27 protein-coding genes are annotated in these 24,618 nt (G+C 71.3%); 14 read left to right on the top strand and 13 right to left on the bottom strand.

What is annotated here, in order from left to right; translation table 11 throughout:
- Window positions 1-50: 50 nt before the first annotated feature.
- Window positions 51-1,283 carry an NAD(P)/FAD-dependent oxidoreductase gene (locus tag ACGH7X_RS37140; protein WP_399894339.1) on the bottom strand — a complete coding sequence of 411 codons (1,233 nt, stop codon included), beginning with the start codon at window positions 1,281-1,283 and terminating at the stop codon, window positions 51-53.
- Between the two features lie 187 nt (window positions 1,284-1,470).
- On the opposite strand from ACGH7X_RS37140, the gene fdxA reads away from it, so the two are divergent.
- Window positions 1,471-1,854 (top strand): ferredoxin, encoded by a 384-nt coding sequence (gene fdxA, locus ACGH7X_RS37145; RefSeq protein ID WP_399894342.1) that lies wholly within the window; start codon window positions 1,471-1,473, stop codon window positions 1,852-1,854.
- 46 nt (window positions 1,855-1,900) lie between these two features.
- Here the strand turns inward: fdxA and ACGH7X_RS37150 are convergent, their stop codons facing one another.
- From ACGH7X_RS37150 to ACGH7X_RS37160, 3 genes are all read right to left on the bottom strand, one after another.
- The gene (locus ACGH7X_RS37150) at window positions 1,901-2,398 is read right to left on the bottom strand and encodes an Ohr family peroxiredoxin (protein WP_399894345.1); all 498 of its coding nucleotides are present in this window, start codon (window positions 2,396-2,398) and stop codon (window positions 1,901-1,903) included.
- Between the two features lie 217 nt (window positions 2,399-2,615).
- On the bottom strand, window positions 2,616-3,512 hold the full coding sequence (locus ACGH7X_RS37155; protein WP_399894348.1) for an RNA polymerase sigma-70 factor: 897 nt from the start codon (window positions 3,510-3,512) through the stop codon (window positions 2,616-2,618).
- A gap of 101 nt (window positions 3,513-3,613) precedes the next feature.
- Window positions 3,614-4,375 carry a class I SAM-dependent methyltransferase gene (locus ACGH7X_RS37160; RefSeq protein ID WP_399894351.1) on the bottom strand — a complete coding sequence of 254 codons (762 nt, stop codon included), beginning with the start codon at window positions 4,373-4,375 and terminating at the stop codon, window positions 3,614-3,616.
- Window positions 4,376-4,499: 124 nt separating this feature from the next.
- Between ACGH7X_RS37160 and ACGH7X_RS37165 the strand changes: the two genes are divergently transcribed.
- Genes ACGH7X_RS37165 through ACGH7X_RS37180 form a run of 4 tightly spaced genes read left to right on the top strand, consistent with a single transcriptional unit; the run spans window position 4,500 to window position 8,167 of the window.
- Window positions 4,500-5,519 carry a patatin-like phospholipase family protein gene (locus tag ACGH7X_RS37165; RefSeq protein WP_399894354.1) on the top strand — a complete coding sequence of 340 codons (1,020 nt, stop codon included), beginning with the start codon at window positions 4,500-4,502 and terminating at the stop codon, window positions 5,517-5,519.
- Window positions 5,516-6,736 (top strand): macrolide family glycosyltransferase, encoded by a 1,221-nt coding sequence (locus ACGH7X_RS37170; protein ID WP_399894356.1) that lies wholly within the window; start codon window positions 5,516-5,518, stop codon window positions 6,734-6,736. The genes ACGH7X_RS37165 and ACGH7X_RS37170 overlap by 4 nt, the downstream gene beginning before the upstream one ends.
- A 7-nt stretch (window positions 6,737-6,743) precedes the next feature.
- On the top strand, window positions 6,744-7,232 hold the full coding sequence (locus tag ACGH7X_RS37175; RefSeq protein ID WP_399894359.1) for a hypothetical protein: 489 nt from the start codon (window positions 6,744-6,746) through the stop codon (window positions 7,230-7,232).
- Complete coding sequence (locus ACGH7X_RS37180; RefSeq protein ID WP_399894362.1) at window positions 7,229-8,167, top strand: hypothetical protein; 939 nt, start codon at window positions 7,229-7,231, stop codon at window positions 8,165-8,167. The genes ACGH7X_RS37175 and ACGH7X_RS37180 overlap by 4 nt, the downstream gene beginning before the upstream one ends.
- Window positions 8,168-8,362: 195 nt before the next feature.
- Here the strand turns inward: ACGH7X_RS37180 and aceE are convergent, their stop codons facing one another.
- Together aceE and ACGH7X_RS37190 are read right to left on the bottom strand one after the other, a co-directional pair.
- Window positions 8,363-11,050: a pyruvate dehydrogenase (acetyl-transferring), homodimeric type gene (gene aceE / locus ACGH7X_RS37185; protein ID WP_399894364.1), complete on the bottom strand. Its 2,688-nt coding sequence runs from the start codon at window positions 11,048-11,050 to the stop codon at window positions 8,363-8,365.
- A gap of 71 nt (window positions 11,051-11,121) precedes the next feature.
- Window positions 11,122-11,862, bottom strand: coding sequence for an SDR family oxidoreductase (locus ACGH7X_RS37190; protein WP_399894367.1), 741 nt, complete (start codon window positions 11,860-11,862; stop codon window positions 11,122-11,124).
- A gap of 204 nt (window positions 11,863-12,066) precedes the next feature.
- Here ACGH7X_RS37190 and ACGH7X_RS37195 point away from each other — a divergent pair, with 204 nt between their 5' ends.
- Both ACGH7X_RS37195 and ACGH7X_RS37200 read left to right on the top strand, forming a co-directional pair.
- Window positions 12,067-12,522 (top strand): cupin domain-containing protein, encoded by a 456-nt coding sequence (locus ACGH7X_RS37195; protein WP_399894370.1) that lies wholly within the window; start codon window positions 12,067-12,069, stop codon window positions 12,520-12,522.
- 50 nt (window positions 12,523-12,572) lie between these two features.
- A complete protein-coding gene (locus tag ACGH7X_RS37200) occupies window positions 12,573-13,211 on the top strand; it encodes a DUF5134 domain-containing protein (RefSeq protein WP_399894373.1) in 639 nt (212 codons plus the stop codon).
- A gap of 294 nt (window positions 13,212-13,505) precedes the next feature.
- Here ACGH7X_RS37200 and ACGH7X_RS37205 read toward each other — a convergent pair whose 3' ends face one another.
- The 4 genes from ACGH7X_RS37205 to ACGH7X_RS37220 form a co-directional block, all read right to left on the bottom strand.
- Window positions 13,506-13,769: a hypothetical protein gene (locus ACGH7X_RS37205; RefSeq protein ID WP_399894376.1), complete on the bottom strand. Its 264-nt coding sequence runs from the start codon at window positions 13,767-13,769 to the stop codon at window positions 13,506-13,508.
- 40 nt (window positions 13,770-13,809) lie between these two features.
- The gene (gene gndA, locus ACGH7X_RS37210; protein WP_399894378.1) at window positions 13,810-15,267 is read right to left on the bottom strand and encodes an NADP-dependent phosphogluconate dehydrogenase; all 1,458 of its coding nucleotides are present in this window, start codon (window positions 15,265-15,267) and stop codon (window positions 13,810-13,812) included.
- A 77-nt stretch (window positions 15,268-15,344) separates the two neighbouring features.
- Window positions 15,345-16,109, bottom strand: coding sequence for an SDR family NAD(P)-dependent oxidoreductase (locus ACGH7X_RS37215; protein WP_399894381.1), 765 nt, complete (start codon window positions 16,107-16,109; stop codon window positions 15,345-15,347).
- A 184-nt stretch (window positions 16,110-16,293) separates the two neighbouring features.
- The gene (locus tag ACGH7X_RS37220; RefSeq protein ID WP_399894384.1) at window positions 16,294-16,767 is read right to left on the bottom strand and encodes a carboxymuconolactone decarboxylase family protein; all 474 of its coding nucleotides are present in this window, start codon (window positions 16,765-16,767) and stop codon (window positions 16,294-16,296) included.
- Window positions 16,768-16,902: 135 nt separating this feature from the next.
- Here ACGH7X_RS37220 and ACGH7X_RS37225 point away from each other — a divergent pair, with 135 nt between their 5' ends.
- Window positions 16,903-17,247, top strand: a complete 345-nt coding sequence (locus tag ACGH7X_RS37225) for an ArsR/SmtB family transcription factor (RefSeq protein ID WP_399894386.1) — start codon at window positions 16,903-16,905, stop codon at window positions 17,245-17,247.
- Window positions 17,248-17,530: 283 nt separating this feature from the next.
- Window positions 17,531-18,265 carry an alpha/beta fold hydrolase gene (locus ACGH7X_RS37230; protein WP_399894389.1) on the top strand — a complete coding sequence of 245 codons (735 nt, stop codon included), beginning with the start codon at window positions 17,531-17,533 and terminating at the stop codon, window positions 18,263-18,265.
- A 43-nt stretch (window positions 18,266-18,308) separates the two neighbouring features.
- On the opposite strand, the gene ACGH7X_RS37235 is transcribed toward ACGH7X_RS37230, so the two are convergent.
- Window positions 18,309-18,776, bottom strand: a complete 468-nt coding sequence (locus tag ACGH7X_RS37235) for an Rrf2 family transcriptional regulator (protein WP_399894392.1) — start codon at window positions 18,774-18,776, stop codon at window positions 18,309-18,311.
- A 235-nt stretch (window positions 18,777-19,011) separates the two neighbouring features.
- Between ACGH7X_RS37235 and ACGH7X_RS37240 the strand changes: the two genes are divergently transcribed.
- From ACGH7X_RS37240 to ACGH7X_RS37255, 4 genes are all read left to right on the top strand, one after another.
- Window positions 19,012-20,220, top strand: coding sequence for an NAD(P)/FAD-dependent oxidoreductase (locus ACGH7X_RS37240; protein WP_399894395.1), 1,209 nt, complete (start codon window positions 19,012-19,014; stop codon window positions 20,218-20,220).
- A 110-nt stretch (window positions 20,221-20,330) separates the two neighbouring features.
- Window positions 20,331-20,999 carry a nitroreductase gene (locus tag ACGH7X_RS37245; RefSeq protein WP_399894398.1) on the top strand — a complete coding sequence of 223 codons (669 nt, stop codon included), beginning with the start codon at window positions 20,331-20,333 and terminating at the stop codon, window positions 20,997-20,999.
- A gap of 151 nt (window positions 21,000-21,150) precedes the next feature.
- Entirely contained in the window at window positions 21,151-21,492 is a 342-nt protein-coding gene (locus ACGH7X_RS37250) for a hypothetical protein (protein ID WP_399894401.1), read from the top strand.
- A 176-nt stretch (window positions 21,493-21,668) separates the two neighbouring features.
- Window positions 21,669-22,613 carry a UTP--glucose-1-phosphate uridylyltransferase gene (locus ACGH7X_RS37255; protein WP_399894404.1) on the top strand — a complete coding sequence of 315 codons (945 nt, stop codon included), beginning with the start codon at window positions 21,669-21,671 and terminating at the stop codon, window positions 22,611-22,613.
- 37 nt (window positions 22,614-22,650) lie between these two features.
- Here ACGH7X_RS37255 and ACGH7X_RS37260 read toward each other — a convergent pair whose 3' ends face one another.
- Entirely contained in the window at window positions 22,651-23,058 is a 408-nt protein-coding gene (locus ACGH7X_RS37260) for an OsmC family protein (RefSeq protein ID WP_399894407.1), read from the bottom strand.
- 112 nt (window positions 23,059-23,170) lie between these two features.
- The gene (locus ACGH7X_RS37265; RefSeq protein WP_399894410.1) at window positions 23,171-23,398 is read right to left on the bottom strand and encodes a hypothetical protein; all 228 of its coding nucleotides are present in this window, start codon (window positions 23,396-23,398) and stop codon (window positions 23,171-23,173) included.
- A 345-nt stretch (window positions 23,399-23,743) separates the two neighbouring features.
- Here ACGH7X_RS37265 and ACGH7X_RS37270 point away from each other — a divergent pair, with 345 nt between their 5' ends.
- Window positions 23,744-24,613 carry an RNA polymerase subunit sigma gene (locus ACGH7X_RS37270; protein WP_399894413.1) on the top strand — a complete coding sequence of 290 codons (870 nt, stop codon included), beginning with the start codon at window positions 23,744-23,746 and terminating at the stop codon, window positions 24,611-24,613.
- Window positions 24,614-24,618: the final 5 nt, after the last annotated feature.

Consider the following 24,618-nt stretch of genomic DNA (forward strand, 5'->3'; position numbering starts at 1 on the left):
TCAGTGAGTACGACCGGCTGATCCGGCGGTTTGTGACACGGCACGGGAGGTCAGGGCACCAGGCTGTCGAGGGGAACACCGGAATCGGCCAGGAGCGTGTCGTCGACGTCGGCGCGGGACCGGACCAGGGCACGGATCGGATCGACGACGTCCCACACGTTGACGTTCATGCCCGCGAGCACACGGTTGCCCGACATCCAGAAGGCGACGAAGCGCCGCTCGCCCGGGTCGCCGCGGAAGACGACACGGTCGTACCCGCCGGGCTCCGTGTAACCCGTGTACTCCATGCCCAGGTCGTACTGGTCCGTGTAGAAGTACGGCAGCCGGTCGTGGACGGCGTCCTCACCGAGCATGCCCAGCGCGGCCGTCTCCGGCTGGTTCAGGGCGTTGGCCCAGTGCTCGACGCGCACATGGCGTTCCAGGAACGGGTGGTAGGCGTTGGCGACGTCGCCCGCCGCGTAGACGTCGGGCACCGAGGTGCGCAGGTGCTCGTCGGTGACGATGCCGTTGCGCACCTCGAGGCCCGCCTCCTCGGCGAGCCGCACGTTGGGGGTGATGCCGACGCCCACGACGACGGCGTCCGCCTCCAGACGTGTCCCGTCGGCGAGCAGCACCCCGTCCGCGCGGCCCCCCGTTCCGGTGATGCGCTCGACCTCCACCCCGGGGCGCAGCTGAACGCCGTGGTCCTTGTGGAGGCCGGCGAACACCTCGGCCGCCTCCCGGCCGAGCACCTTCAGCAGAGGCAGCTCCGCGTGCCCGAGCACGGTCACCTCCGCCCCGGCCGTCCGGGCGGCGGCCGCGGTCTCCAGGCCGATCCAGCCGTCGCCGACCACCACGATCCGAGCGCCCTCGGTGAAGGCGGCCTTGAGCCGCTCGCTGTCGCCCACCCGCCGCAGGTACAGCACGTTCTCGAGATCCGCGCCCGGAACGCGCAGGCGGCGCGGGGACGAGCCGGTGGCGAGCAGCAGCCTGGCGTAGGGCACGCGGCGCCCGTCGTCCAGTGCCACCTCCTTGGCCCGCGCGTCGACGGCCCGCACGGCAGTGCCCAACAGCAGCTCCACGTCGTTGTCGGCGTACCAGTCGGCGGGGTGCACGAAGATCGAGTCGCGTTCCTCCTTGCCCAGCAGATAGCCCTTGGACAGGGGCGGGCGGATGTAGGGCCGCTCCGGCTCGTCGCCGATGACGAGGAGTGGGCCGGTGTGGCCGTGTTCCCGCAGCGCCTGCGCTGCCCGGCCCGCGGCCAGGCCGCCTCCGACGATCACGAAAGTACTCGCTGGTGACACGGTGTTCCCCTTCTCGGAAATCCTGCGCGGCGTGGCAGGTCGCCCCCGACCGACAGACCGGGCACCCGCGCCCGGTGTGACAGGCGCCCGGCGTCCCGGCGACGGTCGTGGCGATGTCACAACACCACTGTCCGTCCGGTCTTAACGGCTGGCCGGGAGCGCCGCGCCGACGGTGAAGGAGGACAGGTTGACGTACGTCATCGCGCAGCCCTGCGTCGACATCAAGGACCGGGCCTGCGTCACGGAATGCCCCGTGGACTGCATCTACGAGGGTGAGCGGACGCTCTACATTCACCCGTCCGAGTGCGTCGACTGCCACGCGTGCGAGCCGGTGTGTCCGGTGGAGGCGATCTTCCACGAGGACGAGCTGCCGGAGCGATGGGCGCACTACCGGTCCGTCAACGCCGAGTACTTCCAGGCCGCGGAGGGGCTGGACGAGCCGCGGGTCGGTGGTGGCGACCACCGATTCGTCGCCGGGCTGCCCCCGCAGACTTCGCAGAAGAGGGAGATCGCCGCGTTCACCATCCGTAAGGAGGAGGCCGCCGACGCCGATCTGTGGTTTCCCGACTGACCGCGCGCACGCCGGCCGCCGCCCGGCGTGCGCGCCCGGTCAGGCCCTAGGAGGCCAGCGTGACGGTCGCCGGTGTTCCCTCGCCGGCCATCCTCGCGTAGGGGCACAACGAGTCGGCCTTCTCGATCAGGGGCGCGGCGACCTCCGGCGCGACACCGGGCCACCGGACGATCAGATCGACGCGGAGCAGGTACCCGCCGTCTCCCGGGTCCCGCCCGAAGGCCACGGTCGCCGCTACCGAGATCGCGGCCGGATCGAGCGCCGCCTGCCGGGCGACCAGGCTCAGCGCCCCGTGGAAACAGGCCGCGAAACCGGCGGCGAAGAGCTGCTCGGGGTTGGTTCCGTGCCCGTCGCCGCCGAGTTCGGCCGGCATGCGCAGGTCGAGGTCGAGAACGCCGTCGTCCGAACGCGCCCTCCCGGAGGCCCTCCCGTGAGCCGCGGCGCCGCCGCTGACGGTCACCGTGGTCGTGTAGATGGCGGAGAAGGAGGCACCGTCGAAGTCCTTGTCCGTGGACAGGTCGGGCAACTTGATGTGCTCGGTCATCTCACGACTCCCGCGCTCCGCGTCTTCCCTGTCCGGGCACAGCCGTCCACACCGCCGAGGGCGGGGCCGGCCGCGCCACTCATGACTGTCGTCACGTCGTCTGTCCTTCTGGTCTTGAGGAAACCGCAGGTTTCCGGGTAACCAGCTGACCGACAAGTGGCCGTGCTTGTGACACCGGGGCCCCGGGACGCCGTTCCTGCCGGTCCGCAGGGCGTGTTCAGCCGCTCAACGACTCGACGTAGGGCGACAGCTTGGCCGGGTTCATCACCCACATGATCCGGTCGATGCCTTCCGCCGAGACGTCCACGGACAGCAGGGCCACGGCGTCCCCGCCGGCCTCGACGAGCACCGCCGGCCGGCCGTTGGCCTCGACCCAGCGGACCTGCGAATCCGGCCAGAAGCGGGGCGCGAAGGCGGCCAGGTACTTGGCGACACGAAGACGTCCGACGACCGGAATCCGGGACGCGCCGCGTACTCCTCCGCCGTCGGAGTAGCTGACGACGTCCGCGGCCAGGACGTTCTCCAGCGCCCTGAGATCACCGGTCTGCGCCGCGGTGAGGAACACCTCCAGCAGGCGCCGGTGCTCGGACCGGCTGACCCGCTCGCCGCGCTCGGCTGCCAGATGCTTGCGGGCCCGGCTCACCAGCTGACGGGTGTTGGCCTGGCTCGTCTCCAGGATCTCGGCGATCTGCCCGTAGGGGTAGTCGAACGCCTCGCGCAGGACGTAGGCGGCCCGCTCCACCGGGTTGAGCCTCTCCAGGAGGTGCAGGACGGCCAGCTCGACCGCCTCGGCCCGTTCGGCGCCCATCTGGGGATCCGCGCTCGTGTCGACCGGTTCGGGCAGCCACGGCCCGACGTACGCCTCCCGCCGGACCCGGGCGGACTGAGCGGTGTTGATGGCGAGCCGCGTGGTCACGGTTGCCAGGAAGGCCGCGGGCTCCAGGACCTTGGCGCGGTCGGCGTTCTGCCACCGCACCCAGGCCTCCTGGAGGATGTCCTCGGCCTCCGCCGTGCTGCCCAGTACGCGGTAGGCGATGCCGAAGAGCCGCGGGCGCGCTGCGACGAAGTCGTCTGTCGCCTTCTCGAGTGAGTCGGCACCGTCCCCAGCGTGCATGGTCGTCCCTTTCCGGCCCGTAGATCACCCATGCTACAACCGGGGCAGGTGGGACGCGTGGGCAGCCCGGGGTGGATCCACACTGTGCCCGGAAAACCGTGTCACTCGCTGTGGGCCATCGCGAGGACGGCCGGGTCGTCGCGCGAGGGCAGCGGGGTGAAGCCGTGCCGGGTCAGGTCCTCGAGCATCTCGGCGCGAGTGGCGGGCCACATCCAGAACGTCTCCGTGTGCTCCCTGAGCAAGCCCTCCGCCCCCCGCACCCAGTAGTGGCACCGGGTGCGGATGCGGCCCTCGACGGCCGACATCACCATGTGCCCCCCGTATTCGTGTTGCCCGATCCGCTGCCGGGGGAAGACGCGCACGACGTCCGTGCGGGGGAGACGGTCGGGCGGGAGCTGGAAGAGGAGTGAACCGCCGGGAACGAGCGCCCGGGCGATCGCCGGCCACAGCGCCTGTCGTGCGTCGGGCGCCAGGCAGGCGACGGTGTTGTGGCAGATCGCCACGTCCGCGACCCCGCGCAGACCGGTCTCCCCGAGGCAATGGGGGTGCACGGTGACACGCTCTCTCAGCCCCCGGGGCAGCGCGGCCAGACGCGTCATGAACGGTGCGCGCATCGCCCGTGAGGGCTCCACGGCGTGTACGCCGACCCGGGACTCACGCAGACTCATCATCGTGACGCGTCCCGTACCGGCACCGATGTCGAGCACTCCGACGCGCGCGCCGGCCGCGGCGCGGCCGTAGAGGTGCCGGACGCGTGCCTCGTCCTGTTCGGCCTGGAGCACGTCGTAGAACTCCGCGGTGACCGCGTAGTCGTCGTCCGGCAGCGGCCGGACCACCGACGCTCTCGAAATGACGGAGTGCATGTCCAGCAAGACAAACCAGACGCCGGCCGTGTGACAGCGGGGCCCCGTGTCACACATGGCCGCGCCGCTCGGTCCTAGAAGGCGCATCGTCACGACGCGTCGCCCAGGGTGGAGAAGGTGGAACATGCGGGTCACTCACCGCCAGGAACCGGTTCCGTCGCCACGGTTCGACGGGGCACGCTCCCCGTCACCGGGCCGGCCGCCCGGCGCCTCCTCGACGACGGGCCTGCACACCCTGCCCCGGCCCGTTGCCGCGGTCGTGGGCGCCGGGGGTGTGCTGGGCGCGGCCCACGTCGGTATCGGGCACGCTCTGGAACAGCGCGGATTCGTCCCGGACATGATCATCGGGACCTCGGTGGGGGCACTGAACGGGGCCATCGCGGCCGCCCACCCCGACCGGGCCGCGCCGTGGCTGGACCATGTCTGGAGCGAGCTGCGCCGCCGTGACGTGTACCGGCTCGGCCCTCTCTCCTCACGGTCCAGTCTCTTCACCGACCGGGGCCTGCGCCGGCTGATCGCCCGGGCAGGGCTGCCGTCGCGTGTCGAGCAACTGGGGATCCCGTTCACCGCGGTGGCCATGGACCTGGTCACCGGCACCTCGGTCCTGCTCGATTACGGCGATCTCGAATCCGCGCTGCTTGCCAGCGCGGCCATTCCCGGGATCCTCCCCCCGGTGGAACGCGGTGGCCGGATGCTCGTCGACGGCGGGGTGACCGCCTACGTCCCGGTGCTGGCGGCCCTGAAAGCGGGGGCGTCCAGCGTGGTGGTGGTGCCGACCGGGCCGGAAAGCTCCCCGCTGCCCACGACCACCCCGCCCCGGCGGGCCGGCGCGATCGCCGCCAGGGCAGGGGTCCTGCTGCTGCACCACCAGATCGAACGCGACCTGCGGGAAGTGGCGCGGAGCATCCCGACCGTGGTGCTGCCCACCGGTACCGAGGACTGGCCCGCCCCCTGGGACTTCGGCCATTCCCGGCGGCTGATCAGCACCGCAACCCGGACCGCCGGGCACTTCATCGACGGGCTGCGCGTCGACGGGCCGGGCCTGTACCGGCTCGAGGACGCCGCGTCGGCCTCGCCGGGTTCGCCCAAGGCGTCGCACTCCCGCGACACATCGAATTCCGACGTACTGGAGGTTGGCCTGTGAGCACCGTCGCGTTCCTCAACATCGGCATGCACGGGCACGTCAATCCGACCCTGCCGGTCGTGTCCGAGCTGGTGAGGCGTGGCCACACGGTCACATATCACACGTGGCCGGCGTTCCGTGAAGCGATCGAGGGCACCGGTGCCGCCGTGCACCTCTACCCCGGCGGCGCCCCGCCGCTGCCCGACCCGGTGACCCCGCTCACGCTCCTCGAAGCGCTCGCCGGTACCGCCGTGCGCCTGCTGCCCACCGTGCTCGCCGACCTCCGCCGCATCGACCCGGACCTGATCGTCCACGACAACGCCTGTCCCTGGGGCGCGGTCGCCGCGCGTGAACTCGGGGTGCCGGCGGCGTCGTCGTTCACGACCTTCGCCTACAACCGGCACGTGCCCAGCCCCACGAGCGCCTCCTGGGACCTGCTGAGCGCGGCGCGGGCCCGGCCCCGCAGCCTCCAGGGCTACGTACGCTCGCGCCGGGAGCTGCACCGGCGGTTCGACACGCACGACGTGCCGCTGGTCGACCTCTCGGGCATCCGGCAGCCGCTCAACCTGGTGTACACCTCACGGGCGTTCCAGCCCGATGCCGACGACTTCGACGGGTCCTACCGGTTCGTCGGCCCCAGCCTCGGCGCCCGTCCGCACGATCCGTCCTTCCCGATCCGGCAACTGCGCGACCCCGTGCTGTACGCCTCCCTGGGCACGGTGTTCGACGCCGACCCACAGCTGCTGCGCCGCTTCGCCACCGGGCTCGCCCCGCTCGGCGGCACGGTGGTCCTGTCCACCGGGAAGACCGATCCCGCCGCGCTGGACCCGTTGCCCGCCAACGTGATCGCCCGCCCCTTCGTGCCGCAGACGGAGGTGCTGGCCCGCACGGCGCTGCTCGTCACCCACGGCGGGATGAACAGTGTGAACGAGGCCATGTACGCCGGCGTCCCGATGCTGGTGATTCCGCAGGGCGCCGACCAGCCACTGGTGGCCGGGCGCGTCGCCGAACTCGGCGTGGGCCTGTCGATGCGCACCGAGGACGTCTCCGAGGAGTCGGTCCGCTCCCTCGCCCGGCGCCTGCTCGAGGAGCCGCGCTTCCGGGAGGCCGCGCACACCATGCGGGACGCCCAGCGCGAGGCGGGTGGGTTCCACCGTGCCGCCGACGAGCTGGAGTGGTATCTGCGTACGGCCGGTCCGGTCCGGCCGGACGCCGCCGGCTCCGCACACCAGGGGTGAGACAGCCATGTCATCTGCCGTCGTCGCGCTGCTCCTGCTCGCCGGGTTGTCGGAGGCCGCCGGGCGCATCATGCCGCTCCTGGTGCGCCGGCCCGGCGTGTCCCGCAGGAACGTCGCCGGACTGATGCTGACCGGTGCCGTCGTCGAGGGCGCCGTGTTCGCGCTGTGGCCGCTGACCGCGCTGACCGTCGCCGAACTGCTGCTGTCCACCCCGCCCCCGGGCGGCGAACTGGTGTGGACTCCCGCTCTGGTCGCCCCGCTGACGCTCGCCGCCGTACTCGCGTTCCCGCTGCTCGGGCCCCTGCTCCATCTGCTGCTGTACGTCGGAGTCGGCGCCGGACTGACCGGCCCGCTGGCATCGGTGACCGGGCTGGGCTGGTGGACCGCCGCCGGCTGTGTGGCCACGGCCGGCGTGGCGCTCGGGGGGACGGTGGAGGGCGTGCGGCGACTGGTCGTACGGCTCAGTGCGACCAGGACTCCGGAGGCCGTCGTATGAACGACTTCCTGCTCTGGGCCGCCGCGTTGGGCCCGGCACTGCTCGCCGAGGGACTGCTGGCCCGCTACGAGGTGCTGGCCTACGGGGCCGGCTGGCGCAGACCCGTCACCACACTCCCCGAAGGCGTGCCCTACGCCCGGGGCGCCGCCCCCGACGATCCCCCGGAGGCCTATCTGGTCTACCTGGACGGCATCGGCAAACGCCGTGTCCGCGACAGCCGGGACGGCGGCCAGCTGGTCAAGGCCGTGATCGCGGGAGCACCGGAACTGCGGGTGCTGGGGCAGGTCCAGCCCTACTCGCCGCTCGCCGACCCGCTCGCCGACCGACCGGTGTGGGCGTGGCTGCGCCGCCGCGTCGGGCTGCTGCTGTTCCTGCACAACGTCATGCAGATCTTCGTCGCCGCCGACCGCCGGTACCGGCCCCTGTACAACCGGGCCGTCGGCTCCCAGATCGCCACGCAGCTCCGGCTGGCCGGCTACCGGCCCGGCAGCGGCATACCCGTGGTGCTGCTCAGCTACAGCGGTGGGGCCCAGGTCGCCACCGGCGCGGTCGACGAACTGCGCACACGGCTGGGGGCCCCGCTCGTACTCATCATGTTCGGGGCGTTCCACAACGGAGCCAACGACCTCACGCGCGTCGAGCACGTGCATGAGCTGACGAGTGCGAGCGACCGGGTCGAACGGGTCGGCACCTGGATGTTCCCGCGCCGCTGGCGGCTGCTGCGCCGCAGCGCGTGGAACCGGGCCGCCCGCGCCGGGAAGATCACCGTCCACCGGCTCGACCCGGCCACTCACGTCGGACCGCGCAGTTACATCAGCCCGAGCGCCTCGCTGCCCGACGGCCGCAGCCACCTCGACCGCACCACCGACACCGTGATCGCCATCATCCGCGACCGCCGCGGTGCGACGGTCGCGGCGCAGGACCCGTTGTCGTGACCGACCTACACCGTCTGTCCGTTCGTCGAAGCCGGGGTCGGCTCAAGGCTCACATGCCGGTTCCGGAAGCCGGGTCGTTGTCGCCCGCGCCCTTGATGACCGGTGTCATCAAGGGCGCGCTCGGTGTCCACACGTCCACAGGGCGCCGCGGCGCCCCTCGCTCGTCGTACACGGCCCGTACCGCGCGGGCCCGGTTCATCCCTGCGGGCCGTAGCGTTCGCGGGCCTCGGCGACCGTCGCGGGGTCGACCTCGCCGGCCCGGGCGAGCTGGTCCAGGGCGGCCACCACGATCGATCCGGCGTCCACCCGGAAGTAGCGGCGCACCGCGTCCCGGGTGTCCGACAGGCCGAAGCCGTCCGTCCCCAGGGACGAGTAGTCCTGCTCGACCCACTGGCTGATCTGGTCGGGTACCTGACGCATCCAGTCGCTGACCGCCAGCACCGGCCCCCGCACACCCGACAGCGCGCTCGTCACGTACGGCGTGCGCTCCTCGCCGTTCAGCCGTGCCCGGTCCGCGCACAGCGCGTCGCGGCGCAGTTCCGTCCAGGACGTCACCGACCAGACGTCGGCGTGCACGTTCCACCGCGACCGCAGGAGTTCCTGGGCCTCCAGCGCCCAGTGGATGGCCGTACCCGAGGCCAGCAGCTGGATCCGCGGACCGGCGTCGGGGACGTCCGCCTGCCGGAAGCGGTAGATGCCCCGGACGATGCCCTCCTCGACCGACGGCCCGGAAGGCATGGCGGGCTGCCGCTTCGGCTCGTTGTACACCGTCAGGTAGTAGAAGACGTTCTCGGGCCGCTCGCCGTACATGCGGCGCAGGCCGTCCCTGACGACGACCGCGATCTCGTAGGCGAAGGCGGGGTCGTAGCTGATCGCCGCCGGATTGGTGGAGGCCAGCAGGTGGGAGTGGCCGTCGGCGTGCTGAAGGCCCTCACCGGTCATCGTCGTACGCCCCGCCGTCGCCCCGACGACGAACCCCCGCCCCATCTGGTCGGCGAGCGCCCAGAACTGGTCGCCGGTCCGCTGGAACCCGAACATGGCGTAGAAGATGTAGAAGGGGATCATGGGTTCGCCGTGCGTGGCGTACGAGGTCGCCGCGGCGGTGAACTCGGCCATGGAACCGGCCTCGGTGATGCCCTCGTCGATGAGCTGGCCGTTCTTGGACTCCCGGTAGTACAGCAACTGGTCCGCGTCGACCGGCTCGTAGGTCTGTCCGTCCGGCGAGTAGATCCCGGCCGTCGGGAACAGGGACTCCATGCCGAAGGTGCGGGCTTCGTCGGGGATGATCGGCACCCAGCGCCGCCCCGTCTCCTCGCCCTTCATCAGATCCCGGACCAGGCGGACCAGAGCCATGGTGGTGGCCACCTCCTGGGTGCCGAAGCCCTTCTCCAGCGCCTCGAAGGGCCGGGCCGGCGGCTGCTCCAGCGGCTTGGCCACCACCCGGCGGACCGGGGCGGGCCCGCCCAGCGCGGCACGCCGCTCACGCAGGTAGCGGACCTCGGGCGAGTTCTCGCCGGGATGCCAGTACGGCACCAGGTCGCCGCTCAACGCGCTGTCCGGGATGGGCAGTTCCAGCAGGTCGCGCATCTGCCGGAACTGGCCCATGGTGAGCTTCTTCATCTGGTGGTTGGCGTTGCGCGATTCGAAACCCGACCCCAGCGTGTGCCCCTTCACCGTCTGGGCCAGGACGACGGTCGGCGCCCCCCGGTGCTCGACCGCCGCCCGGTAGGCGGCGTAGACCTTCAACGGCTCGTGACCACCGCGTGAGTTCTCGAACAGCTCGGTCACCTGCGCGTCGCTGAGCCCGGCGGCGATGCCGGAGAGCGCGTCGCCGGTGAAGAAGTCCTTGCGGATGTAGGCGGCGTCGCGCACGGCGTACGTCTGCATCTGGGCATCGGGCACCTCGCCGAGACGGTGGACGAGCGCGCCGGTGGTGTCCTGCCCGATCACCGGGTCCCACGCCTGACCCCACAGGGACTTCACCACGTTCCAGCCCGCGCCCCGGAACCGCCCCTCCAACTCCTGCACGATCTTCGAGTTGGACCGTACGGGGCCGTCCAGGCGCTGGAGGTTGCAGTTGACGACGAAGGTGAGATTGTCGAGCCGCTCGCGTGCGGCGAGTGACAACGCGGCCATGGCCTCGGGCTCGTCCATCTCCCCGTCCCCGAGGAAGGCCCACACCCGCGACCCCGAGGTGTCCTTGATGCCCCGGGCGTGCAGGTAACGGTTGAAGCGGGCCTGGTGGATGGCGGCGAGCGGGCCGAGCCCCATGGACACGGTCGGGAACTCCCACAGCCAGGGCAGCCGCCGCGGGTGCGGGTAGGACGGCAGCCCGTGACCGTCCGCCTCACGCCGGAAGGCGTCCAACTGCTGCTCGCTCAGGCGTCCTTCGAGGAACACGCGGGCGTAGATGCCCGGCGACGCGTGCCCCTGCACGTACAGCTGGTCGCCGGAGCCGTCCCCGTCCTTGCCCTTGAAGAAGTGGTTGAACCCGATCTCGTAGAGCCACGCCGCCGAGGCGTACGTGGATATGTGGCCGCCGAGCCCCAGACGGGAACCGCGTGTCACCATCGCGGCCGCGTTCCACCGGTTGAGGGCGGTGATCCTGGACTCCATGTCGAGGTCACCGTCGAAGGGCGGCTGGGAGGAAGCGGGAATCGTGTTGATGTAGTCCGAGGACAGCAGCCCGGGCAGCCGCACCCCGGACCTGGCCGCGTGCTCGTGGACCCGGCGGAGCAGATAACTCGCCCGGTCCGGACCGGCGTTGCGCACTACGGCGTCGAGTGACGCCTGCCACTCGGCGGTCTCTTCGAGGTCGCGGTCGGGCAGCTGGTCGAGCTCACTCGTCGGGGCGGGCTCGGCGGGCTGGGCCGGATCACTCATGGCGGTCTTCCTGTCGCAAAGTAGGGAGGGGGAGGAGCGGGCGGGACGCGGGCCGGCATCGCCGGGAGGTGTCACCGCCGGGCGAGCCACTGGTCGAGGGTGCCGTGGCCCAGGTGGGCGTCCGTCCCGGGGAGCAGGGTCCGCTCGCCGAGCACCGCGCCGAAGAAGGGAGCGTGCGGATCGGTGACCACGCCACGCGGATCACCGTGCGCCGCCTGCACCTTCGCGGTGAGTTCGTCCAGCCGGTACTGCTCGGGACCGGCGACCTCGAGGACGCCGAACAGCGGTACCCCCACGGCGGTGTGGGCGACCACCGCGGCGACGTCGTCCGTCGACACCGGACGCACCAGCGACGGCGCCACGTGCACACCGTCCGCGTGCTTGGCGGAGCGCGACAGCGCGTCCACGGACTCGAAGAACGGCGTGGCACGCACGACGGAGTGGGGGACCGGGGAGCGCCGGACCCGCTGCTCCTGGAGCGCCTTCGCCCGGAAGTAGCCACCCTGCACCCGGTCGGCGCCCACCACCGACAGGGCCACGAAGTGCTCGGCGCCCGCCGCGGCGGCGGCCCGCAGCAGATTGGCGGTCGCGGTGTCGAAGAACTCCGCGCTCGCCCGCTCCCCACGCGAGGGCGCGTCCGTGACGTCCACGACGACCTCGACGCCGCGCAGGGCATCCGTGAGCCCTTCCCCGGTGGTGAGGTCGACACCCTCACCCCGTGACACGGGAACGGCCTCCACACCGTGGTCCCGGAGCCTGGCGACGGTCCTGGAGCCGATCAGCCCGGTGGCTCCTGCAACGACGACTCTCATTTCGGGTCTCTTCCCGTCGGGGGGCCGGTGACCCCGCTGGTACCTCAGTGGCGGTGACGGCGGAATCGACCGCTCACCACAGGTACGACCGTGCTCGCACCGTTGTTGTGACACTGCGCGACGACACTCGCCCGTGTCACAGAACCGCCCGGCGTCCGGTCATCACGGGGAAGCGGTTGTGGAACTGACGGAAGGTGCAACACAGTGTCCGAGAACCATGCAGCGCACACGCACACGCACGGAGGCGGCGACGGTGAGGAGACGGCGGGCTGGATGACCGCGGCCAAGATGCTGCAGGACGCCGCGCCGATCACCGTCCCCGAGGGCGCCTCGGCGATGACCATCCAGGTCGACTGGGAGCCCGGAGACCCGGGCACCCCTCCGCACCGGCACTCGGGCCCGGCCTTCGGGTACGTCATCGAGGGCGCGGTCCGGTTCGAACTCGAGGGCGAGCCCGAGCGCGTCGTCGAGGCCGGCGGGACGTTCTGGGAGCCGGGCGGCGACGCCATCCACTACCAGGACGGCAACGCGCTGACGGACGCGCCGACCCGGTTCGTGGTGACCATGATGTGCGCGCCGGGCAAGCCCATGCTCGAACTGGTCGACGAGGAGGAACTGGCCCGGCGCAAGCACCTGCGCGCCCCCCGGCCCACCGCCTGACCCCGGCCCGCCCGCACAGGTCGGCCGAGACGCGAGAGTCCGCGAAAGTCATGAGTGCCACCGACACCGTGTACGGCATGCTGACCGCCCTGTTCGCGGGCGCGGCCGTCCACGGGCTCCGGCAGGGCGTCCTGTCCCGGAGCCCGGGTTGGCGCGGGCGCGTCGACCACCTCCTGCACACCGCCATGGCCCTGGCCATGGCGGTGATGCCGTGGAGCTGGGGCCGGGCGCTGCCCGAGTCGCCGCAGACGGTCTTCTTCGCGGCCGCCGCGCTGTGGTTCCCCGTGACCGCGACGGCCGGCCGCTCCCGCACGTACCGGCCGGCCGCTGTCGTCGAGAGGCTGCCCCACGCGGCCGGCATGGCCGCGATGGCCTGGATGACCCACTCCATGGCGGGTTCGTCCCACGAGACACTGGCAGACGGGCCCCCGGCGGCGCACCACGCCGCCCACCCGGGCCATCTCGCCGGGCAACCGGAGAGCGGCGAGGCGCTCGGCGCGGTACTGGCCCTGTTCCTGCTGGCGTGCGCCCTGTGGTCGTTGACCCGCGACCTGCCCGTGCTGCGCCCGGCGCGGCACGCGACGGCGGACGACACCGGCGTCCTTGCCGCCGCCGGACAGCCCTACGGCCACTTCTGGGACGGCACGACGGCCCTGGGGACGGCTCTCATGCTCCTGATGCCCCACTGAGCGCGCCCGGCAAGGCCGTCACGGGGAGCCGACGACGGCCTTGCCGCGCATCGCATCAGGAAGTCCGACAGATAGCTGTCGTGGGGCACACCCGGCGCCATCCACCAGGTCGGGTGGTCACCGCGGTACACGTTGGCGACCCCTCACCACCGAGCCGGGCGAGCGTCCCCTGGGCCACCTCGCGCAGGTAGGAGGCCAGGGCCCGAGCCCTGGCCCTGGCCCGGTCCAGCGGTTGCACGGCCGCGGTGGCGTTGACGCACGCGGTGCTCCCTTCGTCGGCGACCGAGCCGACGATCACGTCGAGATGCTCACGCCGGTCCGTGTCCGCGGTGACGAGGATCCTGCTGCGGCCCGGCCCCGGGCCTTCGATCCGTACCCACCGGGGACCGGGTCCGTCACCCGCACGTCCCGCAGTTCGTCCGTCAGATCGGGGAAGAGCGCCAGGTCCTCCACTCCCTTGACGTCCCGCCGCGGGTCGAAGCCGAGCCGCCCGGCCCGGCTCAGCCAGTACGGCGACCCGGTCGCGGCGTCCAGAACGGTCGAAGTCCCGTACGGCACGGGGGTGTCCTTTCCGCGGAACGAGTGGTCGACGCACGGATTACGAGGCGTGCCCGTTGTCGTCGCGGGTCTCCGGACGGCCGTTCTGCGCCCAGTGGGTGTGGAACGTGCCCGGTCGGTCGGCGCGCTCGTAGGTGTGGGCGCCGAAGTAGTCGCGCTGCCCCTGGACGAGGGCGGTCGGCAGACGCCCGGCACGCAGGGTGTCGTACGCGGCCAGTGCCGCCGCGAAGGCGGGGACGGGTATGCCGCGGCGGGTGGCGGACGCGATCGTCTCCCGCCACGGCACCTGCGCGTCGGCGATCTCCCCGGCGAAGTCCTTCTCGAGGAGCAGACTGCTCAGCTCCGGATCGGCGGCGTAGGCGGCGCGGACGCGGTCCAGGAAGGCGGCACGGATGATGCAGCCGGCCCGCCAGATCCGGGCGACCGAGGCGAGGTCGATGTCCCAGCCGTACTCGGTGGCGGCGCTCTGGATCATCGTCAGGCCCTGGTCGTAGGCGATGACCTTGGACGCGTACAGGGCGTTCTCGACCCGGGAGACGAACCGGGCGGCCTCCGTACGGCTCAGCGGCACGGTGACGCCGCCCGGCATGCCGTGGTAGGCGGCGCGCAGCGCCCGCTGCCCCGACGCGGCGCGGGCGAAGGTGGCCTGCGCGATGGCGGTGACGGGCGCGCCCAGGTCCAGCGCGGTCTGCACGGTCCAGCGGCCGGTGCCCTTCTGGCCCGCGACATCGGCGACCACGTCCACGAACGGACCGCCGGTGTGCGCGTCGGTGTGGTCGAGCACCTCCGTGCTGATACCGACCAGGTAGGAGTCGAGCCGGCCGCGGTTCCAGGCGCGGAAGACGTCCGCGATCTCGCCGGGGGTGTAGTCGGCCACCTGACGGAGCAGGTCGTAGGCCTCGGCCAGCAGCTGCATGTCGGCGTACTCGATGCCGTTGTGCACCATCTTCACGAAGTGCCCGGCGCCGTCGCTGCCGATGTGCGCGCAGCACGGCTCGCCGTCGACCTTGGCGCTGATGTCCTCCAGCATCGGACCGAGGACGGCGTACGCCTCGGCCGAGCCGCCGACCATGATCGAGGGTCCGTTGAGGGCGCCCTCCTCGCCCCCCGAGATGCCGGTGCCCACGAAGTGGATACCGCGCTCGCGCAGGGCGGCTTCGCGGCGGCGGGTGTCGCCGAAGTGCGCGTTGCCCCCGTCGATGATCATGTCGCCCGGCTCCAGGAGCGGGGCGAACTCCTCGATGACGGCGTCGGTGGCCGCACCCGCCTGGACCATGATCATCAGTCGGCGGGGGCGTTCCAGTGCCGCGACGAACTCCTCGGCGGTCGGCGCGGGGACGAAGGTGCCCTCGTGGCCGAACTCCTCGACGAGCGCCCGGGTTCGGAACACGGTGCGGTTGTGGACGGCGACGGTGTAGCCGTGACGGGCGAAGTTGCGGGCCAGGCTGCGGCCCATTACTCCGAGCCCGGTCACACCGATGTGTGCGGTTGCCTGCATGGTCGTGGATGTCCTCGTGTGTGTGCGTGAGGACGGTGCGGGGCGCGCCGGGTGGTGGCGGCCCGCACCGTCGCGGTTCAGATGAGTTCGAGCCCGCCGTCGACCGTGAGCACCTGACCGGTGACGTGCGAGCTGTGCGGGTCGGCGATGCGCACGATCCAGTGCGCGATGTCACCGGGGTCGCCGATCCGGCCGTTGGGGATGCGCTCGCGCTCGTAGGAGTACATCTCGTCGGCGGCCTCGTCGGTGAGTCCCGCTGCCAGCATGACGTCGGTCTGGGTGGGGCCGGGGGCGACGGCGTTCACCCGCACGCCCTCCGGGGCCAGTTCGAGCGCCCAGCTCCGGGTGAGCTGCTCCATCGCGCTCTTGGTGGCCGCGTAGTGCGCGCCGCCGGCCATGGGACGGTGGCCGTAGGTACTCGAGACGTTGACGATGGAGCCGGAGGACTCCCGCAGGTGGGGCAGGGCCGCGTGGGCCAGCAGGCTGGGGGCCGTCACGTTCAGCTCGAAGAGACCGGTGATGACCGCGCGGTCCGTCTCGGCCAGCGGCATGACGGCGGTGGCGCCGGCGTTGTTCACCAGCAGGTCGAGCCGGCCCCACCGTTCGACGGCCGTGTCGACGGCCTGCTCAGGGGCGCCGTCGGCGCAGAGGTCGAGGGGCAGGACGTCGATGCTGTCGTGCGCGCGAGCCGTCTGCTCCAGCGCGTCCTTTCGGCGGCCCACTCCGAGGACGCGGGCGCCCGCCTCGGCCAGGGCGACCGCTGTGGCTCTGCCGATGCCCGATCCCGCTCCCGTGACGATCGCGACGTGGTCCGAGAAGTGCGGGGCGGTGGTGCTGGACATGAAAATGCTCCATCCCGTTGTTCGATGTTCGTTGGACATCGAACAACGTAGCAGACGTTGGCATGGCACCGCGCCAACGGGATGGACACACCGTTGACGCGGCGAAGAGGGGTTGTGACACAGTGGGAATCCGGCCCGGTGGCGCACACGCGCGGGGGACGGACCGTCCCGTGTCCGGCTACCGTCAGCCGAACTGGCCCGGCTGGTAGCTCCCGGCGGGCTGCTGGTTGATCACGTTGATCCGGTTGTAGGCGTTGATGACGGCGATGAGTGAGATGAGCGCGACGAGCTGGTCCTCGTCGTAGTGCTTGACAGCGTTCGCCCAGGCCTCGTCGGTGACGCCACCGGACGCGTCGGCCAGCCGCGTGCCCTGCTCGGACAGCTCCAGCGCGGCACGCTCCGCCTCGGTGTACACCGTGGCCTCACGCCAGGCGGCGACCAGGTTCAGCCGTATCTGGGTCTCTCCGGCGGCGGCCGCGTCCTTGGTGTGCATGTCGGTGCAGAAGCCGCAGCCGTTGATCTGGCTGGCGCGGATCTTCACCAGTTCCTGCGTCGCGACGGGCACGCCCGCCTCCGACGCGACCTTCGCGGCCGAGTTGATGTGCTTGAGGATCTTGCCCGCGAGCGGGTTGCCGAAGTAGTTGAGACGCGAGTTCATGGGGGTTCTCCTGCGCGGTTGCGGATATGTGGTGCGGATACGCAGTACTGACAGGACAGGCCGGGGATGTGTGACACCCGGAGGGGTGACACGGGGATGTTCGCCCGTATTCGAACAGGCGGTAACCTGGCCGCCATGCCGGACCACTCCTCGCCCGCCCTCGCCGAGATCACCCTGCCGCGCCTGCTGGGCGCGCTCAGCGACCCGACACGGCTCGGCATCGTCCGGGTGCTGTCCGACGGCACCGAACGCGGCTGGGGCGAGCTGCGCGCCCCCATCGCCAAGTCCACCCTCAGCCACCACCTCAAGGTGCTGCGCGAGGCCGGGATCACCGAGACCCGGCAGGAGGGCACGCGCTGCTACGTGACGCTGCGCCGCGGGACCCTGGACGCCCGCTTCCCGGGACTGCTGCCCGCGCTGCTGTCCGCGGCCGTCGCCGACCACGTGGGCGAACACGTGACCCTGGGCGACGACGGCTAGACGCCGACGGCCGACAGCGACCGGAGACTCGTGTGGCTCCCACCGGCGGACGCCGAGAACGCTTCCGCGCGCAGGGCGGGCCGATCCATGTGACGTCGGCCCATGGATCCGCGGTACCCGGCCCCCACGAGGCGGATCCCCGCGCTCAGGCTGTGTCCGAGCGTCATCCGTCGCAACACAGTGTGACAAAGTGTTGTTCCCCGCTGTAGGGTTCACGGCGGGCGTTCTGCCACCTGGTTCCGCGATGCTTCCGTAACTCATCCTGCGTGAAGGACCTCATCTCATGCCCGCAGTTCTCATCCATGGCGTTCCCGACACCCACCGTCTGTGGGACGGAGTCCGCCGGCATCTGTCCCGGGCCGACGTGGAGGCGTGGGACCTGCCCGGTTTCGGTGCGCCGAGGCCGAGTGGCTTCGGCTCCACCAAGGAGGAGTACGTCGACTGGCTCGTCGAGCGGCTGGAGCGGGTCGGCGAGCCGGTGGACCTGGTCGGTCACGACTGGGGCTGCATCCTCACCGCCCGCGTGGCCTCCCTGCGGCCGGATCTGGTCCGCACCTGGGCCGGGGGCAATGGTCCCGTCAGTGCCGAGTACGTCTGGCATCCGCTCGCGAGAATCTGGCAGGACCCGGTCGAAGGCGGCCGGTACATGCGGCAACTGGGCGCGGCGTCCTTCGCCCGTGACCTGGCGGAAGGCTTCGACGTGCCCGCCGGGCCGGCCGGTGAGGCGGCCGAGCGGGTCGATGCCTCGATGAAGGACAGCATTCTCAGGCTCTACCGTTCCGCCCTGACCGTGGGGGCAGAGTGGGAACCCGCGCTGGCCCGGGTGTCAGCGCCGTGCATGGTGTTCTGGGGTGCGCTCGACCCGGCGTGCCAGGTCGAGTTCGGCAGGAAACTCGGCGAGGCCCTGCACGCGTCCAAGGTCCTCGAACTCGACTGCAACCACTGGACCGTGCTCCAGCGGCCCGCCGAGGTGGCGGCGGCCCTCGAGGCGCACTGGGGAGCGTACGCGGGCGTCTGAGACGAGTGGCGGCCCCCGCCCGCACGCGGGCGACGGGGCCGGCTCAGCCGAACGCGGACCGGACGATCCGGCGGGTCGACGGGGTGCCGTCCAGGTCCGTGCGGATCTCGGCGAGGGTCTGCGCGGCCAGGGCCTGGTGCCACGCCTGCTCGGCACGGCGCATCGCCGCGTTCACGGCGCAGGTCTCCGTGGGCGGCGGTGACAGTTCGCCGATCCGGCCGCAGCACCGGATCTCCTCGCAGTGGAAGAGGCGTGCGGTGCCCTCGATGGCCTGCACCACCTCCAGCAACGTGACGTCCTCGAGCGGCTTGGCCAGGCTGAAGCCGCCCCGGGGCCCGGGCACGGAGATCAGCAGTCCGGCTTTCGCGAGCAGCTGCAACTGCTTGTTGAGGTAGGAGGGGGACAGGCCGTGGGCCTCGGCGAGCTGCCCGCTGCCCGCAGGGCCCCCGCCGATCATGTCCAGGTTGAGGAGCGTGTGCAGGGCCCACTCGACCCCTTTGGCCATTCGCATATTACGGACATTACATGTCCGGGATCCCCGGTGGACTTCCGGCCGGCCTTCAGCGGGACTCCGGGCCTGTGCGAGCGGAGATCTTGACAGATAAGATCCTGGATATCTAGTGTCCAGAAATACGGGTGCAAGGCCGCCCGGCCCGGTGACGACCGTCCCGGCCGGCGGGCCCCGGGTTCGCGCGGAGCGCCGGACAGCACCGGCTCATCGCTCCGGATTTCTGAGGGAGACGTTCATGAAGGACATCGTGATCATCGGCGGAGGATTCGCCGGCGTGTGGAGTGCGGCGGGTGCCGTGCGGGCCGCCCGCGAGGCCGGCGGCGCCGGCGGGCAGGTGAGGGTGACGCTGGTGAGCGGCGGTGACGACCTCGTCGTCCGCCCGCGTCTGTACGAGGACGCGCCGGAGACGATGCGGGTGCCGCTGGACCGCGTCCTCGGCCCGATCGGTGTGCGCCGTGTAGTGGCGACCGTGACCGAGGTCGACACCGAGGCCCACACCGTCCGCGCCGTCGACCGGACGGGGGAGCGCCTCGACCTGGGATACGACCGCCTCGTGCTGGCGACCGGCAGTCAGCTCGTCCGCCCCGACTTCCCCGGCTCCGAGGGCCTCTTCGACATCGACACGCTGCCCGCGGCGGCACGGCTCGACGGCCATCTGCGCCGGCTGTCCGAAGAGACCCCCGCACCGGGCCGGTACACGGCCGTCGTGGTCGGTGCCGGATTCACCGGTCTGGAGATCGGCACCGCGCTGGTCGAGCGCCTGCGCACCCTCGCCGACGCGCAGGGTGACGCGGCACAGGACGTCCGCGTCGTGCTGGTCGACCGCGCCGACGTGGTCGGTCCGGAACTCGGCGCCGGTCCCCGTCCGCAGATCGACAGCGCCCTCGACGAGCTGAAGATCGAGCGGCGACTGGGACGCACCGTGGCATCGATCACACCCGAGAACGCCACACTGTCGGACGGCGAAGTGATCCCCGCGGCGACCGTGGTGTGGACGGCGGGCATGGCCGCCAGCCCCCTCACGGCGCAGATTCCCGGCGAGCGGGACCGGGCGGGTCGGCTGACCGTGGACGAGTACCTGAGGGTCACCGGCGTCGCCGACGTCTACGCCGCCGGCGACACGGCGCGCGGCCCGGCCGACGAAGGCCGGAGCACGATCCAGAGCTGCCAGCACGCTCTGCCGATGGGGAAGTTCGCGGGGCACAACGTCGTGGCCGAACTGCTCGGCAGGACCCTGCTCCCGTTCACCCCGGATCCCTACTCCAACTCCCTGGACCTGGGCCCGGCCGGCGCCCTGGCCACGACGGGCTGGGAGCGCGGGGTGGTGTCGACCGGTGCCGAGGCGAAGACCCTCAAGGAGAACATCAACACGTTGTGGATCTATCCGCCGGTCGACGACCCGGAGCTGATCCTCGCCCAGGCCGGCCGCTTCTCCAACGGCTGACCCATAACAGTGTTGGGGGTCGGTGACAGGTGCATCGACAATGGTATCGGCTGATACAGTTTCGTGCGCAATGAAGCTCCAGCAGTCAAGTAAGTGAGGAGCAGGCGACCTTGGACGTCTACGAAGCGGTCACCAGCCGACGAGCGGTGCGTGGATTCACCGGCCGGAACGTCCCGAGGGAGACCCTCGAGCGCGTCGTGTCCACCGCGGCCTGGGCGCCGTCGGCGTCGAACCTCCAGCCCTGGCACGCCTATGTGCTGAGCGGCGAGCCGCTGACCGAACTGAAGATGCGTGTGGGGGAGCGCCTCGCCTCGGGAGAGCCGTGGGACGACCCCGAGTACGTGCAGTACCCGCCCACGCTCAAGTCTCCCTACCATGAACGCCGTTCCGACTTCGGCGCCCAGCGCTACGGCTCCCTCGGGATCGCACGCGACGACTGGGAGGCGCGCCAGAGGGCCGCGACCGCGAACTGGGACTGCTTCGGCGCCCCCGCCGCACTGTTCTGCTACATCGACCGCGATCTCGGCCCGGCCCAGTGGTCCGACGTCGGGATGTACCTGCAGACCGTCATGCTGCTGCTGCGTGCCGAAGGGCTGCACAGCTGCGCACAGATGGCATGGGCGAAGTACCGCAGGTCCGTCGCGGAGATTCTCTCGCCTCCGGACGACCTTCTCCTTTTCTGCGGCATGTCCATCGGGTACGAGGACCCCACGGTCCCGCAGCCGCGTACCGGACGGGCACCGCTCGAGGAGACGGTCACGTTCGTCGGCGGAGGCTGACACGTCGGTGTGTCACGGGGCCCGAGGCGTCCCGGCTATCGGGCAGGTGTCACAGCCGGGCGGGTTGCCCGGTCCTTGTGATGTGCGGGCGGCACCGGCCGAGACCGGGCACCACCGCCACCGGCACTTCCCGCTTCCCCTGGAGCACACCATGGACGCGAGCAAGGAGGCCGCACGCGGCCTGAGCGACATCGAGACGTTCCTGTACCGGGACGCTCACCTTCGGGCAGCACGCCGGCGGGTGGCCGAGTTCACCGCCCGGGCGCCGGGGCTGACCGAGGAACAGAAGACGGGTATCGAGCAGTGGTACCTCGACGAGCAGGTACGCGTGGCACGTATGGTCACCGACCACATCGCCGACAGCATCGGCGTCCTGGAGGAGCAGCACCGTGGGCGGTTCGGACGGTGGCTGCGAGGCACGATGATCGCGATGGCGCTGATCACCGTGGCGATGGGGCTGTGCGTCACGGTGATCCTGGGCACGTCGGGCTGATCCGAGCCCGCGGCCGGAACCCCGTCCCGCGGCCGCCCCCCGGCCCTCGACAGCTCCGCCTCCACCCACGTGTGACAACGAGCCGCCTCCGGACGAGACGCGCGCGGATGGGGTTGGTAGCGTCGATGCGCGCCGTGCCGGCCGGCACGGCGCGCCCATCCACCGGGAGAGACGTGATGTCCCCGACCATCCGCAGGGCCGTGATCCCCGCCGCCGGACTCGGATCCCGTTTGCTGCCGCTGACCAAGGCGATCCCGAAGGAGATGCTCCCGGTCGGGGACAAGCCGGTCGTGGAGCACACCGTGCGCGAACTGGTGAACTCCGGCATCACTGACATCACCATTGTCGTGAGCGGCGGCAAGTCACTGATCCAGGACCACTTCCGGCCGAACCCGGCTCTCGTGGAGCAGTTGCGCTCGGACGGCAGAACGGCGTACGCGGACGCCGTGGAGGAAGTCGCCGAACTGGCGCTCAGGGGTCACATCACCTACCTCGACCAGCACGGCCCGTACGGCAACGGAACCCCGGTCCTGAACGCGGCCCGCAGCTTCGGCGACGAACCCGTCCTCGTCCTGTGGCCCGACGACGTCTTCGTGGCCGAGGTGCCGCGCGCACAACAGCTCGTCCGTGCCTACGAACAGACCGGCTGCCCGGTACTGGCCCTGCTGCCCATGGACCCCGCCGAGTCCCAGCGGTACGGCGTACCCGTCGTCAAGGAGGACCTGGGCGACGGGCAACTGCGGATCACCGGGCTGGTCGAGAAGCCCCACCCCGACAAGGCACCCTCGGCCTATGCGGCCATCGGGGGCTACGTCATCACGCCGGGCATCGTCGACGAACTGCGCGAGCAGACCCGCCGCTGGCACGAGGCCGCCAGGAAGGGCAGGCCGGTGGGCGAGATCTACCTGACCGACGCCATCAACGCCTACGCCGCCGGCCGCGCCGTCTACGGGCAGGTCATCCAGGGCACCTGGTACGACACCGGCAACCCGGCCGACTACCTCGTGGCCCAGGTGGCCCACGCTCTGGCCCATCCCGAGTACGGCCCCGTCCTGCGTGACCTGGTCCGCCGGCTCGACGGCCCCGCCCCCACCGGTCACACTGTCGGGGGCGAGTCCTGATCCGCACAGCCGCGGCGCGCACCTGACGCGGCCCACCTCACTGCGGCAGTGGTTGCTCCCCGGCCCTGCGGGGCGCCGGTACGACGGTGGGCACGGTGACGACCGAGACCTCATTGTTGAGGAGCCGCTGCACCGGGCAACGACCGGCGACCGCGATCAGCCGGTCCGCCTGTGCGGTGTCCAGAGCGCCGGCCAGCTTGACGTGCTTGACGATCTGTCCCGCCGAGTCGAAGCGGGCGACCACATCGACATCGTCCAGCTGCCAGGCGTGTCTGTCCGCGAACGCCCGTACGGTCATGGAGGTGCACGCCGCCAGCGCGGCCAGGAGCAGCTCGCCGGGGGTGGGCCCGGTGTCGGTGCTGATGGGCTGGGGCTCGTCTGCCGTCAAGGTGTGCGGCCCGACCGCGATCGAGCGGGCGAGGCGCCGACCCTCACGTACTGACACGGCACGTCCGTTCATCGGTCTTCCTCCCGGGGCGGTGGCTCGTCGTTCATGAGTAAGACAGGAGGACGCGCGCACTTGTGACGCTCACGCTTCACGTAGCCTTCACCGGCGATCACCCGGTGGTGCCCGTCCGGCCGTGCTCCTCCCCGTCCGTGACGGCCGGCGAGTGGCGCAGCTTGTGCAGACTGTCCGAAACCACCCTGATGCGCACGTCGATCTCGTGGAGCGCCTCGCTCAGCATGCCCAGGCGGGCCTCGAGCAGGGCCGCCTCGGCCGCCAGGGAGACCTTTACGCCGGCGGGATCGGTGTGGACGATCCCGCGATCGCGAGCTGTTGACATGCCTGTTCCCTTCCTCGTAGGACAGGTGCACGCTGGCGTCACGCACACCACCGACGAACTGACCGGGCAGCCATAGGGTTTGTGACAGCTGCGCGGGAGCGCAGACCGGTTGAAAGGCGTTCACCATGGCTGAGCTGTTCTACGACTCCGACGCCGACCGAGGCCGGTTACCAGATGGAGATCGCTTGGGTCGACGAGGAGGCGTAGGCCCGTTCACCGGTGCCCCGCGAGGGGGATGTCACAACATCTTCGTCAGTCCGGTCTAGCTGTCGAGTCGACAGACCATCCGGGATGTCTGCCACGGCGGCCGTGTGACGCGGTGCCGGGCGAGAGGAGGGAGGGCGCATGGACCGTGCCGATGACGCGGTGCCGATTTCGGAGCTGCTCGACGAGCGGAAGCACCTGCTGGACGTCGCCTACTGGATGCTGGGCAGCGGCGGTGCGGCCGAGAACGTGATCGACGAGGCCTACCGTCAGTGGTACGAGCTGTCCGACGCGGAACGCGCGCGGATCGACTCGCCGCGGTCCTGGCTCGCCAAAGTGGCCGGCGGCATCTGCCTGGCCCGGTTGGCGCTGCCCGACCGGGAGACGGGCGGCGCGGACGGCGGCGGGGCGCCGGGGGAACGCAGCCCGCTGGAGGAGGAGATCAGCGAGGTACTGCTCAGTGCTTTGGACTCCCTCACGCCGACCGAGCGTGCGGCGTTCGTGCTCAACGATGTCTTCGGGATGGCGCCGGACGCGGTCGCCGACGTCGTGGGGCAGCCGGAGCCGGAGGTCGCCGAACTGACCGACCGGGCCCGCGACAGCCTGCGGGCCCGCAGCGCACGACCCACGACCGCCGCCGAACATGACGCGGTGGCCCGCAGGATCCGCCGCGCCTGCGCGACGGAGGACGAGGCGCTCCTGACATCCCTGATGGCACCCGATGTCACGGCGTTCTTCGACGGTGGTGGCAAGATCCGCGCGCTGATCAAACCGGTGCACGGCAGCGAACAGGTCGCTCGCAGCCTGCTGGGGCTGCTGGACGGGCGCTCGCGCACCACGCTGCGGGCTCAGTCCGTCAACGGGCGGACCGGTCTCGTCGTGCGGCACGACCAGCAGGTGGTGGCCGTCATCGGTCTCGACATCGCCGACCACCGGGTCGTACAGATCTGGGTCGTCCTCAACCCCGACAAGCTCCGCTCCTGGAACCAGCCCAACACCGCACACCCGTGATGCGT

The sequence above is a fragment of the Streptomyces sp. BBFR51 genome (assembly GCF_044591655.1).
Lineage (GTDB): Bacteria > Actinomycetota > Actinomycetes > Streptomycetales > Streptomycetaceae > Streptomyces.